Source organism: Variovorax dokdonensis, from assembly GCF_030316895.1.
Classification (GTDB): domain Bacteria; phylum Pseudomonadota; class Gammaproteobacteria; order Burkholderiales; family Burkholderiaceae_C; genus Variovorax; species Variovorax dokdonensis.
The window spans coordinates 767,093-782,942 of record NZ_JASZYV010000002.1; the positions used below are offsets into that span (position 1 = coordinate 767,093).

At 67.0% G+C, this 15,850-nt stretch carries 15 protein-coding genes and 1 other RNA gene; 11 read left to right on the forward strand and 5 right to left on the reverse strand.

Features of this window, described 5'->3' with window-relative positions; translation table 11 throughout:
* Positions 1-31: 31 nt before the first annotated feature.
* Both QTH91_RS12075 and cysK read right to left on the reverse strand, forming a co-directional pair.
* Positions 32-1,726 (reverse strand): NAD(P)/FAD-dependent oxidoreductase, encoded by a 1,695-nt coding sequence (locus QTH91_RS12075; protein WP_286660316.1) that lies wholly within the window; start codon positions 1,724-1,726, stop codon positions 32-34.
* A gap of 130 nt (positions 1,727-1,856) precedes the next feature.
* Positions 1,857-2,777 (reverse strand): cysteine synthase A, encoded by a 921-nt coding sequence (cysK, locus tag QTH91_RS12080; RefSeq protein WP_286660317.1) that lies wholly within the window; start codon positions 2,775-2,777, stop codon positions 1,857-1,859.
* A 196-nt stretch (positions 2,778-2,973) separates the two neighbouring features.
* Here cysK and QTH91_RS12085 point away from each other — a divergent pair, with 196 nt between their 5' ends.
* On the forward strand, positions 2,974-3,222 hold the full coding sequence (locus QTH91_RS12085; protein ID WP_286660318.1) for a hypothetical protein: 249 nt from the start codon (positions 2,974-2,976) through the stop codon (positions 3,220-3,222).
* Positions 3,223-3,457: 235 nt separating this feature from the next.
* An RNA gene (rnpB, locus tag QTH91_RS12090) (RNase P RNA component class A) lies at positions 3,458-3,790 on the forward strand.
* A 5-nt stretch (positions 3,791-3,795) separates the two neighbouring features.
* Here rnpB and QTH91_RS12095 read toward each other — a convergent pair.
* From QTH91_RS12095 to QTH91_RS12105, 3 genes are all read right to left on the reverse strand, one after another.
* A complete protein-coding gene (locus tag QTH91_RS12095; RefSeq protein ID WP_286660319.1) occupies positions 3,796-4,515 on the reverse strand; it encodes an RNA pseudouridine synthase in 720 nt (239 codons plus the stop codon).
* Positions 4,512-6,209, reverse strand: a complete 1,698-nt coding sequence (locus tag QTH91_RS12100; protein ID WP_286660320.1) for an MBL fold metallo-hydrolase — start codon at positions 6,207-6,209, stop codon at positions 4,512-4,514. The genes QTH91_RS12095 and QTH91_RS12100 overlap by 4 nt, the downstream gene beginning before the upstream one ends.
* 155 nt (positions 6,210-6,364) lie before the next feature.
* Positions 6,365-6,802, reverse strand: coding sequence for a VOC family protein (locus QTH91_RS12105; protein WP_286660321.1), 438 nt, complete (start codon positions 6,800-6,802; stop codon positions 6,365-6,367).
* A 147-nt stretch (positions 6,803-6,949) separates the two neighbouring features.
* Between QTH91_RS12105 and QTH91_RS12110 the strand changes: the two genes are divergently transcribed.
* The 9 genes from QTH91_RS12110 to QTH91_RS12150 all read left to right on the forward strand — a co-directional run bounded on the left by QTH91_RS12110 (position 6,950) and on the right by QTH91_RS12150 (position 15,839).
* On the forward strand, positions 6,950-7,603 hold the full coding sequence (locus QTH91_RS12110; RefSeq protein ID WP_286660322.1) for a TetR/AcrR family transcriptional regulator: 654 nt from the start codon (positions 6,950-6,952) through the stop codon (positions 7,601-7,603).
* A 46-nt stretch (positions 7,604-7,649) separates the two neighbouring features.
* A complete protein-coding gene (gene dapF / locus QTH91_RS12115; protein ID WP_286660323.1) occupies positions 7,650-8,516 on the forward strand; it encodes a diaminopimelate epimerase in 867 nt (288 codons plus the stop codon).
* A gap of 103 nt (positions 8,517-8,619) precedes the next feature.
* Positions 8,620-9,297, forward strand: coding sequence for a DUF484 family protein (locus tag QTH91_RS12120; protein ID WP_286660324.1), 678 nt, complete (start codon positions 8,620-8,622; stop codon positions 9,295-9,297).
* A 17-nt stretch (positions 9,298-9,314) separates the two neighbouring features.
* Complete coding sequence (locus QTH91_RS12125) at positions 9,315-9,938, forward strand: YdcF family protein (protein ID WP_286660325.1); 624 nt, start codon at positions 9,315-9,317, stop codon at positions 9,936-9,938.
* The gene (locus QTH91_RS12130; RefSeq protein WP_286660326.1) at positions 9,925-10,944 is read left to right on the forward strand and encodes a tyrosine recombinase XerC; all 1,020 of its coding nucleotides are present in this window, start codon (positions 9,925-9,927) and stop codon (positions 10,942-10,944) included. The genes QTH91_RS12125 and QTH91_RS12130 overlap by 14 nt, the downstream gene beginning before the upstream one ends.
* Positions 10,941-12,149, forward strand: a complete 1,209-nt coding sequence (locus QTH91_RS12135) for a class I SAM-dependent rRNA methyltransferase (protein WP_286660327.1) — start codon at positions 10,941-10,943, stop codon at positions 12,147-12,149. Before QTH91_RS12130 ends, QTH91_RS12135 begins: the two co-directional genes overlap by 4 nt.
* Before the next feature lie 110 nt (positions 12,150-12,259).
* Positions 12,260-13,312 carry a CobW family GTP-binding protein gene (locus tag QTH91_RS12140; RefSeq protein ID WP_286660328.1) on the forward strand — a complete coding sequence of 351 codons (1,053 nt, stop codon included), beginning with the start codon at positions 12,260-12,262 and terminating at the stop codon, positions 13,310-13,312.
* A gap of 306 nt (positions 13,313-13,618) precedes the next feature.
* On the forward strand, positions 13,619-14,242 hold the full coding sequence (gene dksA / locus QTH91_RS12145; protein ID WP_286660329.1) for an RNA polymerase-binding protein DksA: 624 nt from the start codon (positions 13,619-13,621) through the stop codon (positions 14,240-14,242).
* 28 nt (positions 14,243-14,270) lie between these two features.
* The gene (locus QTH91_RS12150) at positions 14,271-15,839 is read left to right on the forward strand and encodes an STAS domain-containing protein (RefSeq protein ID WP_286660330.1); all 1,569 of its coding nucleotides are present in this window, start codon (positions 14,271-14,273) and stop codon (positions 15,837-15,839) included.
* Positions 15,840-15,850: the final 11 nt, after the last annotated feature.

A 15,850-nucleotide genomic window follows, 5' to 3' on the forward strand; every position in this document is an offset into this window, starting at 1 on the left:
CGAGATCTGTGGCGAAGGCGTCTGCGGCCGATCAGGCGGCCAGGGCGGACGCATCGGCGTGGGGCGCGATCTGCCGCGCCACCGCCTCGGCAACCTTGATGCCGTCGACACCGGCTGAAAGAATTCCGCCCGCATAGCCCGCGCCTTCTCCGGCAGGGTACAGGCCTGCCAGGCCCGGGCACTGCAGGGTTTCGCCGTCGCGCGCAATGCGGATCGGCGACGAGGTGCGTGTTTCAACGCCGGTCAGCACCGCATCGTGTCGGTCGAAGCCTCGGATCTTCTTGCCGAAGGCCGGAAAGGCTTCGCGCAATGCCGCGATCGCGTAGTCGGGCAGGGCGGCATGCAGGTCGGTGAGATGGACACCGGGCTTGTAGCTGGGCAGCACCTCGCCGAACTCGGTCGACGGCTTGCCCGCCACGAAGTCGCCCACCAGTTGGCCGGGCGCGCAGTAGTCGCTGCCGCCCAGCACGAAAGCGTTGGATTCGAGCCGCCTCTGCAGCTCGATGCCCGCCAGCGGATGCGGCTTGCCCTGGGCGCTCTCGGGCACGTCGATGTGCTGGTAGTCGGTGGGGTAGTCGCGCGGCTCGATGGCCACCACGATGCCGGCATTGGCATTGCGCTCGTTGCGCGAGTATTGGCTCATGCCGTTGGTGACGACGCGGTTCGGCTCGCTGGTGGCGGCCACCACGGTACCGCCCGGGCACATGCAGAAGCTGTAGACCGACCGCCCGTTGCTGGCGTGATGCACCAGACGGTATTCGGCCGCGCCCAGCATCGGGTGACCCGCGTGCCGGCCCCAGCGTGCGCGGTCGATCAGGCCCTGCGGATGCTCGACGCGAAAGCCGATGGAAAAAGGCTTTGCCTCGATCGGCGCGCCGCGCGCGTGCAGCATGGAAAAAGTGTCGCGCGAGCTGTGGCCCAGCGCCATCACCACATGGTCGGCGCGCAGGTCATGGGATTGGCCGCTGGCCTGATCGAGCACCGTCAGGCCGCGAACATGGCCGCCTTCGACATGAATGTCGGTCACGCGGTGCTGAAAGCGGATCTCGCCGCCCAGTTGCGTAATCTGCTCGCGGATGTTCTCGACCACCTTGACCAGCTTGAAGGTCCCGATGTGCGGATGCGCCTCCCAGAGTATCTCTTCCGGCGCGCCCGCCTTCACCAATTCCTGCATGACCTTGCGGCCCAGAAAGCGCGGATCCTTGATCTGGCTGTAGAGCTTGCCGTCGGAGAAAGTGCCGGCGCCGCCTTCGCCGAACTGCACGTTCGATTCGGGCTGAAGCGTGTTCTTGCGCCAAAGGCCCCAGGTGTCCTTGGTGCGTTCGCGCACCTTCTTGCCGCGTTCGAGCACGATGGGCTTCAGCCCCATCTGCGCCAGCAGGAGCGCCGCAAAGATGCCGCAAGGGCCGAATCCCACGACCACCGGACGCGGCAGGTCCGCGGCATCGCTGGCCTGGAACACCGGGCGATACGTCATGTCGGGAGAAGGCTGCACGTGTGCACTGGCGGCGCGAGCGACCACGGCTGCGTCCTGCTCGGGGTTCGCGAGCGTCACGTCGACGATGTAGACCTGAAGCAGATCCGCCTTGCGCGCATCGAAGCTGCGCTTGTGGACGGTGTGGCTGGCGATGTCTGCCGGATGAAGGCCGAGCGCTTGGGCAATGGCCTGCGACAAAGCCTCGGGAGAATGCTCCAGCGGGAGCTTGAGTTCAGAGATGCGGATCATGGCAAGGGCCCGTATCGATCGGGCAAAGCCGGGATTTTACGGAAATGCCTCCGCCGGCCGCCCGAACGCGTCGGAATGGGCCGCCAACCCAGACGGGCGACGGCCCGGCTGGCGCATCGGGGCTGGCGCGTCAGGCCGGCAGGAAGCCGTCCACCGACAGATAGCGCTCGCCCGTGTCGTAGTTGAAGCCCAGCACCACCGCGTTGGGCGCCAGTTCGGGCAGCTTCTGCGCAATCGCCTGCAACGTGGCGCCCGAGGAGATGCCCACCAGGATGCCTTCCTCGCGCGCGCTGCGGCGGGCCATTTCACGTGCGGCTTCGGCATCGACCTGGATGACGCCGTCGAGCACGGCGGTGTCGAGGTTGTTGGGAATGAAGCCGGCGCCGATGCCCTGGATGGGGTGCGGCGAGGGCGCGCCGCCCGAGATCACCGGCGATGCCGTCGGCTCCACGGCGAACACCTTGAGCTTGGGCCACTTCTGCTTCAGAACACGCGCGCAACCGGTGATGTGGCCGCCCGTGCCCACGCCGGTGATCAGCGCGTCCAGGCCATCAGGGAAGTCGGCGGCGATTTCTTCGGCCGTGGTGCGCACATGCACATCGATGTTGGCCGGGTTGTTGAACTGCTGCGGCATCCAGGCGCCGGGCGTGCTGGCCACGATCTCTTCGGCGCGGGCGATGGAACCCTTCATGCCCTTTTCGCGCGGCGTCAACTCGAAGGTGGCGCCATACGCCAGCATGAGGCGGCGGCGCTCGACCGACATGCTGTCGGGCATCACCAGCACGAGCTTGTAGCCCTTCACGGCCGCCACCATGGCGAGCCCGACACCGGTGTTGCCCGAGGTGGGCTCGACGATGGTGCCGCCGGGCTTGAGCTTGCCCGAGCGTTCGGCGTCCTCGACCATCGACAGCGCGATGCGGTCCTTGATCGAGCCGCCGGGGTTGGCGCGCTCCGACTTGATCCACACCTGCTGCGCGCCGTTGCCGAACAGACGCTGGACGCGGATGTGGGGCGTGTTGCCGATGGTCTGGAGGATGTTCTGGGCCTTCATGGAATCTCCTGTTGGACGGTCGCGCCGGGCCGCCATTGTGGCGGCACGAGCAATTTTGTCACGGGCCCGCGATCGGGTTGCCGGGTCATGCCGGAGGCGTGAAGAGTTCGGCTGGTGACGAATGTCTTCGCGGCATAGCATCGCGCCTCGCGCTTTTTTTGCGCGAACAACCAAAAAAGACATTCAGGGAGAAATCATGAGAGAAGCAATTGCATCGAAAGCGGTGCGCGCGGCGTTGGCCGTCACGTCCAGCGCCGCGGCGCTGACCCTGCTGGTGGGCTGCTCGAGCAGCCCGCCGCGACCCCAGTTCCAGCGACCGTCCTTCGAGCGGGCCAGCATCCAGCAGCGGGAAATGGTGGGCGTGCCGGAGAGCACCCAGGCGCCCGCGTTTAAGCAAGAAAAGGCGCAGCCCGCCAAGTCCGCGCGACCCGATGCGCCGACTTGATAGGCGACACGATTGCCGAACTGCAAGGCAATCCGCTGGCGTCGCCGAGGCGGAGGTCGACCTCTATGCAGGCCCTTGAGCGCTGATCTACGAGAACCTCGCTGGCTCCGACGAGCGGTTTCGCCTCTCGATGGGCGCAGCCCTCGGAACTGCCGGGTTCATGCGCCCTCCAGCCAAGCCAGAGAAACACTGGTGAGCGAGCGGATCCGATCAAAGCACCGATAATCCCACCCGTGAAGCGCGCCGGACCGCCGCTGGTGCAAGTGCCGAAAGGCCGCACTGGAGGAACGTCCGGACTGCATAGGACAGCGCAGGAGCTAACGGCTCCCCACCGTGAGGTGAGGATCAGAGCAACAGAGACGAGTCAGCTTGCCGCCTAGCGGCAGGTTGGGTGAAACGGGCAATCTCTGCGCGCAGCAACACCAAGTAGGCCAGCGTCGAGGTGGTTCCGCCGAGCTGGCGGGTAGGTGGCATCGAGCCGTCCGGGTGACCGGCGGCCCAGAGTAATGGCGGTCACGCCGGGGGCAACCCCGGTGCACAGAATCCGGCTTACAGGCGCGCTTCACACTTTCTTCAAACCCGCTCGTCGGGCCGCAGCAGGCGCCACTGTCCCGCGGGCAGCGCGGCCAGCGCCAACGGTCCGATGCGGATTCGGCGCACGGCCTGGAGCGTCAGGCCGGCGCGCTCGCAGCAAGCTTCGACCTGGCCCGGCTGCAAGCCCTTGATTGCAAATCGCAGGCCGGTCGTGCCGGGTGTCTGCCGGCTGATGCTCACCCGCGCAAACGGCAACTGCTTGAGCCTTGCCAGCGCCTGCGGACTGACTTCGCCGGCCACGTCCACCATCAATTCGTGTTCGATGAAGGCCGCGTCCTCGGTCAGCTTGCGCTCGACGCGCCATTCCTGCGTGTAGATCATGAGGCCGCTGGCCAGCGCATCCAGCGGCGTGAAGCAGGTCTGCCCATGAAGATGCCGTCGCAGCGTCGCCGCCTTGCCCGGGTCATCGGAAGGCGAAAGCTGGTTGGCCGGCACGAGCAGGGCGGCGGCGTCTTCCCACCGCATGCCCGCCGGCTTGTGCAAGAGCAAAGTCACCGGCGGTACGGAAAGGGGCTTGGCGCCGGCCTCGATGGCGACGTCGTCGCCGGGCAGCACGCGTGCTTGCGGCAGCAAGGTGATGTTGCCGTTCACGCGCACCGCACCGCCCTCGATCAGCAGTTCGGCATCGCGACGCGAGCAGCCCGCCAGGGCTGCCACGCGCTTGGCGAGGCGCACCCCTTGCGGGTCTTCAGAGTTCATAGGGTCGAAAGTGCGGAGGGCAGGGCGCCGGGGCGCGAAGCCAGGTCGCGGATGCGTTCGACATGCGCGGCCAATGAACGGGCGGCCACCGGCCACAACTGCTGCGGCACGTCGTCATAGGCGATGGCGAGCCAGTCTTCCATGCTGCCTGCCGGCGCCTTGCGCATGGCGCGCGCAATCTTGGACTCGCGCTGCAGACGGTGCGACTTGAGTCGGCCGATGGCGCCGCGTGCGTCCGCCAGCACATGGCCATGTGCGGGCAGTATGAATTCGATGCTGCCTGCCGCGCAGGCTTCATCGAGCGAGTCGAGCGAGTCGAGGTACTCGGTCATGTTGCCGTCTGGTGGGTCGACGACGGTGGTGCTGCCGTTCAGGATGTGGTCGCCCGAGAAGAGCAGGCCGTCTTCTTCCAGGACCAGGCAGAGATGGTTGGCCGCGTGGCCGGGTGTGTGGATCACGCGCAGCGTGTGGGTGATGGCCTCGCCGGATTCGGCGTCGAAGCCTTCCAGCACCAGCCGCTCGCCGTCGCCCAGGGCGCGCTCCGGCGTGAATCGCGCAGGAGGCCGTGCCGTGGGCGCGGAAGGCAGGCCGAGGATGGGAGGCTTGTGCGGGCACAGCGCCTGCAGGGGCTGGGCGCCGGGGGAGTGGTCGGAGTGCGAATGGGTGCACACGATCATGCGGATGTCGCCATTGGTGGCACGCCACAGGCGCCCCACATGCTCGAAGTCCGCCGGGCCGGGGTCGATGACGATGTAGCCGGTATGCCGATCGCCGATCACATAGCTGTTGGTGCCGGGGCCGGTCATGAGGGACGCGTTGGGCGCGGTCAGCCGCTGCACGTTCTTCAGGAGGGGCACCGGCTCGGTGTATTGCCAGTCCAGCTTGTGCAGCATCTGGCCGTCGGGGCAGACGAGCGCGAGTTCGCCAAAGGGCGCCTCATGCTCCATGAAACGCACGTCCTTGCCTTCCTGCAGGCCGCCGCGCGGGCAACTGGTCCACAGGGGCTTTTCATGCGCGCAGTGCCGCAGGACCGAATCGACATCCGCAAAGACGGTCAGCCGCTTGAGCGTGCGCACCGTCGGAAAGATCATGAAGAAACGCCCCTTGGCGTTCCGCGCCAGCGCGTCGGCCGGGCGCACCCACACGGGCTCGAACTGCTCGGCATCATCGGACACGGGCACCTGGCCTTCGGGCATGCGCGCCACGAGAAACGGCACGTCGAAGCGCTTGGGCAGATCGCGGTCGGTGATCCAGTGCGCCAGCGTATAGACCTGGTCGGTCGACAGGCGCAGGCCGCGCGCGGCACATTGTTCGAAGAAGAAGAACGCGTTCTCGCCCGTGCGGTCCATGGCCGCGACTTCGGCCGCGGTGACCGGCGCTCCCCCTTCGACCCGGTGGGCGAGCAGCACGCCGAGCTCCTCGAACGTTTCGCGCACGGCGGCGATCGACTGGGTCAGTTGCACCCGGCTCTGGGTACGCCGGCGCATGGCGATGGCGCGCCCTTGCAGGTCGGCTTCGTCGATGGCGCCGCCGGGAAAGACATAGGCGCCGGGCGCGAAGCTGGCCTTTTCGGAGCGCCGCGTCATCAGCACCTCGATGCCCTCAGGCCCGTCGCGAAGCAGCAACAGCGTCGCAGCCGCGCGCGTCGGCGCCGGCTCGCGATGGGCGTGGAGCTGTTGGGAAGGGCGGACCATGGGAGGAATGTCGAGCGGACGGTTATACCCGCGATTGCAACCACGTGTGTACGCGGTGTGCAGGCGGCGATCGCCGCGTCGCAATTCACCAACGTGCGGTGCCGAGACGGATGTAGACGATGGTTCGTAGCGCCGCCGCCCGCGGCGCAGGTGGGTCAGCGCTTGCTCTCGACCAGCACCATCCAGCTGACGCCGAACTTGTCGGCCACCATGCCGAAGCGCTCCGAGAAGAAAGTCTGCGCCATGGGCATCTGCACCTGGCCGCCCTCGCCCAGGGCGCCGAACCATTGCTCGGCCTTGGCGACGTCGGGCGCCGAAAGCGCGAATGAAACGCCCTGGAACTGGGGCTTGCCGGTGCACATGCCGTCGGAAGCCAGCAACGCGGTCGAGCCGATCTTGAACTCGCAGTGCATGACCTTTTCGGGATCGATGTCCATGCCGCCAGGCCCGCAACCTTCGGCGCCCGGCTTGCCGGCGTCTGGGTTCTCCTTGAAGCGCATGAGCATGGTCACTTCGGCCGAAAGCACCTTCTTGTAGAAGGCAAGAGCCTCGTCGGTGCGACCGTCGAACATGAGGTAGGGCTGGACTTGCATGGATGGCACTCCTTTGGAAATGGAAGGGGTCAGTGTTGGAATCACGGCATTTGTGTACACCGTCCACAAACGATAATCCATAAAATGAACGCTGTCCACATATGACCATGTCGATTCGACGAATCGCATGACCATATCCTCCATCTCATGAAGAAGTCCGCCGCACGTCAGAGTGCACCCTTGCGCGACACCTACCGCCACGGCGACCTGTATCGCGCCTTGCTCGATGCCGGCATCCAGCTGGCCACCGAAGGCGGGCCGCAAGCGGTGGTGCTTCGCGAAGCCACGCGTCGTGCCGGCGTTGCGCCCAATGCGGCCTACCGACATTTCGAAAGTCGCCAGGCGTTGCTGGAAGCAGTGCGCAAGGCGGGCCTTGCCGCCGTGGCGCGATCGATGGAGGCACAACTGGCGGCGATCCCGCCGGGCAAGGATGCCAAGGCCGCCGCGAGCGACGCCCTGCGCGCGGTGGGACGCGGCTACATGCGCTTCGCGCGCGAGCACAGCGGGCTGTTCCGTGCCGCGTTTGCGCCACCCGAGCCCGTGGAAGAGGTCAGCCCGGATCCCGCCAAGGCCGGCGACAGCGGGCTCAATCCGTTCCAGCTGCTGGGCGCGGCCATCGACCGGATGCAGGAGGCCGGCCTGATGCCGCCCGAGCGCCGACCGGGTGCCGAGTTCCTCGCGTGGTCGGCGGTGCATGGCCTTGCGTTGCTCGTGATCGACGGGCCGTTGCGCAACCTGCCTGCCGCGCGGATCGACGCACTCGGCGAGCGCCTTCTCGACATGGTCGAGAAGGGCTTGTGAAGCAGGCATGCCTTCTGTGCGCAAGGCACGCGGATAATCACGCCCCATGCGAGTGCACTTCACCAAGATGCAGGGCGCCGGCAATGATTTCGTCGTGCTGGACGAGACCTCCGCCGACCTCGGCCTGACGCCCGATCAATACCGCTTCCTCGCCGACCGGCACTTCGGTGTCGGCGCCGATCAGATTCTGAGCGTGCGCCCGTCGCCCGCGCCGGGCATCGACTTCCAATACGTGATTCACAACGCCGATGGCGGCGAGGTGGAGCAGTGCGGCAATGGTGCGCGCTGCTTCATGCGCTTCGTGCACGAGCGCGGCCTCACCTCGCGCGACACCGTGCGCGTGCAGACCCTTTCGGGCGTGATCGAGCCCCGCTTGAATGCAGACGGCCGTGTGACGGTCGATATGGGCGCACCGATTTTCGAGACGGCGCGCGTGCCCTTCGATGCCGATGGCCTGCACCCCTTGGCGCGCGGCGACTGGGAGCAATGGCACCTGGTCCTCGGTTCGCGCGCGGAAGGCGATGTAATTTCGGTGGGCGTGCTGTCGATGGGCAATCCGCATGCGGTGCAGATCGTCGAGGACGTGGACACCGCGCCCGTCGCGCGCCAGGGTCCGCTCATCGAGAACCATCCGCGCTTTCCGCAGCGCGTCAACGCCGGCTTCATGCAGATCGTCGATCGGGGCCGCATCCGGCTGCGCGTGTTCGAGCGCGGGTCCGGCGAAACGCTGGCCTGCGGGACCGGCGCCTGCGCTGCGGTGGTGGCCGGCATCCGGCTGGGTTTGCTCGACGCGCGCGTCGATGTCCAGACCCGAGGCGGTTTGCTCACCATTGAATGGGCGGGCCTTGGCCATCCCGTGCTGATGACCGGTCCGGCCGTCACGGTGTTCGCCGGCGAGATCGAACTGGCATGATCCGGCGCCTGCCGGTGTACGACCCAGCGCCAACCCTCCAAGGCTCGGCCCTGACGATCCGCCGAGCTCCCATTTCCCACGTTCCTCCATTACGACGCACGCCATGACGAACGCCATGAACCCCATCACCGAGGACGACATCGCCAACTACCTGGCCAACACGCCCGACTTCTTCGAGCGGCACGCCCAACTGCTGGGCCAGGTGCAACTGACCAGCCCGCACGGCAATCGAGCCGTCAGCCTGCAGGAACGCCAGGCCGAGATGCTGCGCGAGAAGATCAAGGCGCTGGAGCACCGCCTCATGGACATGGTCCGCCATGGCACCGAGAACGTGGTAACGGCCGACAGGCTGCATCGCTGGACGCGCGGCCTGCTCACGACCCGAGATGCGCGCGGCCTGCCCTGGCAGATCGCTGGCGACCTGCAGACGCTGTTCCTGGTTCCGCAGGCGGCGATCAAGGTGTGGGATGTGCATCCGGACTTCGCCTCCGAAGGCTATGCGCAGGGCGTTCCCGACGATGTGCGGGCGCTGGCGACCTCGCTCACCACGCCGTACTGCGGCGCCAATGCCGGCTTCGACGCCGTCAACTGGCTGGGCGATGCGCGCGCCGCGGTGTCGGTCGCCATGATCCCGCTGCGCGCCGATCCGCAGGAACCGGCCTTCGGCCTGCTGATCCTCGCCTCGCCGGATGCGCAGCGCTTTCATCCCGACATGGGCACCGACTTCCTCGAGCGGATCGCCGACCTCGCATCCGCTGCGCTGTCGCGCCTGCGCCCCTGAACCCGAAAGGCATTCGCTTGGCACTGCGACGGCGACCCCGGTGGCGATTGGCGCTGGTGCTGCTGGCCGCGCCGGTGCTGGTCGTGGCCGCGCTGATGGTCATGCTCTGGCACCAGCAGGCCCAGGCTGACGTGCGGCAGCCCGAACGCGGCGCGCAATATGCGCTGGTTCTGGGCAACCGTGCCTATGTCGATGGGCAGGTCAATCCTTGCCTGTCCAGCCGTGTCGAGCGCGGCGTCGAATTGGCGCGCCAGGGGCTGGTCAGCGGGATGTTGATGTCGGGTGGCGTCGACCAGGAAGACGGTCGCATCGAAGCAGATGTCATGGCGGCCACGGCGCGTGCCGCCGGCTACGGCGGGCCGCTGCTGCTGGAGCCCCGGTCCGAATCCACGCGCGAGAACCTGCTGCTGTCGCGTCCCATCTTGCAGGCGGCGGGCGTCCGTAGCGTCATCGTCGTCTCGGACGCCCGCCACCTCTGGCGCGTTCGCCTGCTGGCCCGCGCCAGCGGCTTCGAGCAGGACTTAGACGTGCAGTACGTGGCCTCGCCCACCGAATGCAGCCCCTCGGTCTGGCGGCGATGGAAGGCCGCGTTGCGCGAGCCGCTGGCCATCGTGAACAATGCCCTCCATGGCTACCTCTAGCTCCGACGAAGGCGCCGCGGCCGATTCATCCTGGGTCGAGAAATACCTGGAGCACGTTCGGGTCGAACGGCGCCTTGCACCGCGCACGCTGGAGCTCTACAGCACACATCTCGCCGACCTGGCCCGCCGGGCCGGCGAAGCGGGGCTCGACCTGCTGCAGGTGCAGCCCGCGCATGTCAGGCGCTGGATGGCGCAGATGCATGGTGCCGGCCGGGAGCCACGCGGCATCGCGCTCGTCCTGTCGTGCTGGCGCAGCTTCTACCGTTGGCTCGGCCATCAGTTGGCCGTGCCGGCCAATCCGGTCCAGGACGTCCACGCCCCCAAGGCCGGACGCCCGTTGCCCAAGGCCCTGTCGGTGGATGACGCGGTGCGCCTGGCCGAGCTGAAAAACGCCGACGCCGACCCGTGGACCGAGTCACGCGACCGCGCCGTGGTCGAGCTGCTCTACAGCTGCGGTCTGCGCGTGAGCGAGCTGGTCGGCCTGGATGCGCAGCCCGGCAAGGACGCACGGGGCTGGCTCGACCTGGACGGCGCCGAGGCCCATGTGATGGGCAAGGGCAGCAAGCGGCGCAGCGTGCCGGTCGGGCGTCAGGCGCTGGCGGCCGTGCGGGCCTGGCTCGAAGTGCGCGATTCGTGCGCGGCGCTGCCGGCCGCCCGTCTGCGCGATCCGGCGAGCAGCGCGGCGCTGTTCATCGGAGCGCGCGGCACGCGCATGACGCCTCAGGCCATCTGGGCGCTGCTGCGTCGCCGAAGCCATGCGGCCGGTCTGGCCGCGCCAGTGCATCCGCACATGCTGCGCCATTCGTTTGCCAGCCACGTGCTCCAGTCCAGCGGCGACCTTCGTGCCGTGCAGGAACTGCTGGGCCACGCCAACATCGGCACCACCCAGGTCTACACCCGGCTGGACTTCCAACATCTGGCGCGCGCCTACGACGCGGCGCATCCGCGCGCGCACCTTCGCGGCGACGCGCCTGCTTCGCCTGCACCCGACAAGAACAAGTCATGAAGACATTGCGACTTCGACCCGGCAAGGAGCGCTCGCTCCTGCGCCGGCATCCCTGGATCTTCGAGGCCGCCGTCGCCAAGGGCGCTGCCGATGCTGGCGAACTGGTCCGCGTGCAGGCCGATGACGGCCGGTTCCTGGCATGGGCTGCCTTCAGCCCGGAATCGAAGATCCGCGCGCGGGTCTGGAGCTTCGACGAGGGCGAGCGCATCGACGCTGCTTTCTTTCGCCGCCGGGTGGCGCGGGCGGTGCAGGCGCGCTCGCTGTTCGACATCCGAAGCGACGGCGTTCGCCTGGTGCACGGCGAGGCCGACGGGCTGCCTGGACTGATCGTCGATCGCTACGGTGACCTGCTGGTCGGCCAGTTCCTGTCGTGCGGCGCCGAGCGCTGGAAGAGCGTGCTGGTCGAAGCGCTGCTCGCCGAGACCGGGCTCGCGCATTTTTTCGAGCGCTCGGACGCCAGCGGGCGTGAGCGCGAGGGCCTGAAGCCCGTCACCGGCTGGCTGGCCGGTGGCGAGGGCGAGCCGACCGAGCGCACCATCCGCGAACACGACTGGCAGCTCACGCTCGACGTGGCCACCGGCCACAAGACCGGTTTCTACCTGGACCAGCGCGACAGCCGACACCGTTTTGCCGAGTTGGCGCGGCATCGGCGCTTCCGGCGCGTGCTCAATTGCTATTGCTACACAGGCGGATTCACCGTCGCCGCGCTGGCCGGATTGGATGCGGCTGGGGCGCTGGACGGGGCGGAGGTCGTGTCGGTCGACTCGTCGCTGCCCGCGCTGGAGCGCGCTCGCGCGCACGTGGCCCTCAATGGCTTCGAGTCCGCCACGACCCGGTTCCTGGATGCCGACGTCAATGCCACCTTGCGCCGCTTCATCGAAGAAGGCCAAACGTTCGACGCCATCGTGCTGGATCCGCCGAAGTTCGCGCCCACGGTGGCCCATGCCGAGCGCGCTGCCCGCGCCTACAAGGACATCAATCGCCTGGCATTCAAGCTCTTGCAGCCCGGCGGCGTGCTGCTGACCTTCTCCTGTTCCGGCGGCATCAGCGCCGACCTGTTCCACAAGATCGTCGCATCGGCCGGGATCGACGCCGGCGTGGACGGCTACATCAGCGAACGCCTGGGCGGCGCCCCGGACCACCCCATGACCATCGAGTTCCCGGAAGGCGAGTACCTCAAGGGGCTGGTGGTGGTGCGCAAGTAGGCGGGCAGGGGCGCCGGGCGGTCCCGCCCGCCGCTGGCCAAGGGCCCGCTCAGGCACGACTTTGCCGCGCTGGCTAAACTTTCGGGTTTTCCCCGTACCCGGAGCACGCCATGGCCCTCATTCCCGCCACCATCCTTACCGGCTTCCTCGGCTCGGGCAAGACGACGCTGCTCAAGCGCGTGCTGGGCGAATCGCACGGCCAGAAGATCGCGGTCATCGAGAACGAATTCGGCGAAGAAAACATCGACAGCGACATCCTCGTCACCGAATCCAAGGAGCAGATCGTGCAGATGAGCAATGGCTGCATCTGCTGCACCATCCGCGAAGACCTGCGCGAGACGCTGCAACTGCTGGCCGCCAAGAAGCGCAAGGGCCTGCTGGACTTCGACCGTGTCGTCATCGAGACCACTGGTCTGGCCGACCCCGGCCCTGTGGCGCAGACCTTCTTCATGGACGACGAGATCGCCGAAACCTACCTGCTCGACTCGATCCTGACCCTGGTCGATGCCAAGCACGCGCCCCAACAGCTCAACGATCGGCAGGAAGCGCGCCGCCAGGTGGGCTTTGCCGACCAGATCTTCATCAGCAAGACCGACCTGGTTGCCGCCGAGGAAACCGAAGCGCTGATCCACCGCCTCAAGCACATGAACCCGCGGGCGCCCCAGCACAAGGTGCACTTTGGCGAAGTGCCGATCGCCGACGTGTTCGATCTGCGCGGCTTCAACCTCAACGCCAAGCTCGACATCGATCCGGACTTCCTGAAGGAAGACGACCACCATCACCACGACCATGATCACGAGCACGGCGAGCATTGCGATCATCCCTCGCATGCGCACGAGGGCCATGGCCACCATCACCATGTCGACGACGACGTCAAGAGCTTCGTCTACAAGGCCGACCGGCCGTTCGATCCGGCCCGGCTCGAGGACTTCCTGGGCGCGATCGTCAACATCTACGGCCCGCGCATGTTGCGCTACAAGGGCGTGCTGCACATGCAGGGCACGGAGCGCAAAGTCATCTTCCAGGGCGTGCACCAGTTGATGGGCAGCGACCTCGGGCCGCAGTGGGCCGAAGGCGAAGCGCGCCAGAGCCGGATGGTTTTCATCGGCATCGACCTGCCTCGCGACATCCTCGAGCAGGGCCTGGAGCAGTGTCTGGTCTGAGCGTTCAGGAAACCGGAACGCCGAAATCGAATGGCGGGAGAAGCCCTTGGATCACCCCGCCTCGGTTCTCTATACAATCGCGCCCCTGTTCGGAGGCACACTACGTCACGTTTGATGGCGTTGCGTGACTTTCGGCATGAAAGAAGACGCGTTCGTGGTTTGCATTCGGGGGTATAACCCCACGGTTGCCGCCGGCGAACAATTCTTGCTTGCAAAAGTAACCTCGGGTTCCGGCCCAGGTTGCCATGCAGCAGAGCCGGTGACAAGAGTCGCGTCATATGCCCATGGCATGAAGGAGCTGTCACCTTGAGCAAAGTTGCCGCCAAGGCCAAGCCTGCTGCGAAGCCGGAGCCCCCAAAGGGCTCGACCGGCCATGCTGCTGCGCCTGCCTCCATGCCTTCCCCGGCGGCAGCTGCCGCCAAGCCGAGTCCCACGCAGAACATGTCCTCAGTCCTAGCTTCTCCCTCTGTGATCAAAAAAGACCCCAAGTTGGCCAACGCCTGGAAGACCAAATCGGCCGAGGAGCTCACCGACGACGAAGTCATCGCGATGCCCGAATCGGAATACATGAACGACAAGCAGATGGCGTTCTTCCGCCTCAAGCTGGTCGAGCTCAAGCGCGGCATCCTCGACAACGCCGGAGAAACCACCGAGCACCTGCGCGAAGACACCGTCGTCGTGCCGGATCCGGCTGATCGCGCCACCATCGAGGAAGAGCACGCGCTCGAACTGCGCACCCGCGATCGCGAGCGCAAGCTTCTCAAGAAGATCGAGCAGTCCATCGCCCGCATCGATGCCGGCGACTATGGCTACTGCGACGAGACGGGCGAACCCATCGGCGTCGGTCGCCTTTTGGCTCGCCCCACCGCCACGCTCTCGCTTGAGGCACAGCAGCGCCGCGAGCTCAAGCAGAAGATGTTTGGCGACTGAGCTGAAAACCTTCGCATCTCCCTGACCAATGGGCAAGGAAGAAACTGGCGGCCGGCTTCTGTCCAAGGTGGCGAAGTTCGTCCGCAATCCGCTCAAGGATTGGTCGGAGCTCGATGCGGGCGATTCCGCTTCGCCCGAGGCCGGCTACAGCCGGGAAATGCTCAAGGAGATGATCGAGCGGCGCCAGCGCAACGACTTCGTGCGCCGACGCGAATTCGACATGCTGCGCAAGCTGCGCCAGCGCGAAGCTGCCGGCGGCGGCGCTGAGGCCGACGGTGTGGCGGCGGTGTCGTCGTCGTTCAACGTCACGTCCGACAAGACAGAAGGCCGCGCGCTCACGCTCAAGAAGATCGACGAGATCGAGGAGCAGATGTCGCAGCAATGGTGGAAGGGGCGCGCGGGCGAGGCCGCGGTTCCTCCCGCCGCCGACGCTGCCGTGCCGCAAAACGGGTCTGACGTCTCTCCCGCTTACGCCGAAACCCAGCCTGGCGTGCCGCCGCCCTCGAAGCAGGTCGAAGCTGCTCTTGCCGAAGAGGCGCCGGTCGGCCGCATGAGCCCTGCTCCCGTGGGCCTGGAAGATGCCGCGATCCGTTTTGCGCAGAGCGACGACGTCGGCGCCGAGAAAGTGCTGCTGCAGATGACTTCGATCGACGGCGCGCAAGCCGAAGACGCGGAAGTCTGGCGGACCCTGCTCGACTTCTACCGCGTCACCGGCGACGCCGAGAAATTCAGCGCGGCAAGCATGCGCTTCGCCCAGCGCCTGCGCCGGCCCGGCCCGGAATGGGTGTCGTTGCGCCAACTGGCGCACGATGCGCAAGCGGCACGCGCCCAGGCCAGCGAGTCGCAGCCGGCGCCGCTTGCCGTGGCTGGGCGACCGGCGGATTGGTCCAGCCCTGCGCAACTGCGGCGAGAGAACCTGGCTGAACTGACCCGTGCCCTTGGAGCGGCCGGCCCGGTCTGGACCATGGACTGGCGCGGGTTGACGCAGATCGAGCCCGACACCGTGGCCCCCCTGCGGGCCCTGTTCAACCATTGGGCCGAATCGCCGGTTCAGTTGCGCTTCCTCGGCGCGGGCCGCCTGCTCGACGTGCTGGCCAAGGCCACGCCCGTCGGCAATCGCAACATGGACGTGATGTGGTGGCAGCTTCGCCTCGCGGTGCTGCGTGCTACCCACGAAAGCGACCAGTACGAGCTGGCCGCGCTCAACTACTGCATCACCTATGAGGTGTCGCCCCCGCCTTGGGCAGACCCTCGCGGGTCGTTCACCGCCGTGGATGCGCCGGAGCCACCGCCCTTGCCGGCGCTGGAAGAGGCCGGGCGCAGCCAGCAGGGGTTGATCGGCAACGTCTCCGGCGATTGCCAGTCGGAACTGCAAAGACTGGACGCGGCCATGGCCCGCTCCGGGTCGACGTTGGTCTCGTGCGCCGCGCTGCTGCGGGTCGACCTTGAGGCCGCGAGGACGCTGATCGACTGGGTTGCCCAGCATGAAATGTCAGGGCGCCGCGTCGAGTTTGTCGATGCGCATCGCCTGGTCGCCACGTTCCTGCAGGTGGTCGGGGTGACCGACCACGCCGACGTCAGCCTGCGCGCCAAATAGGTATCAGGGCG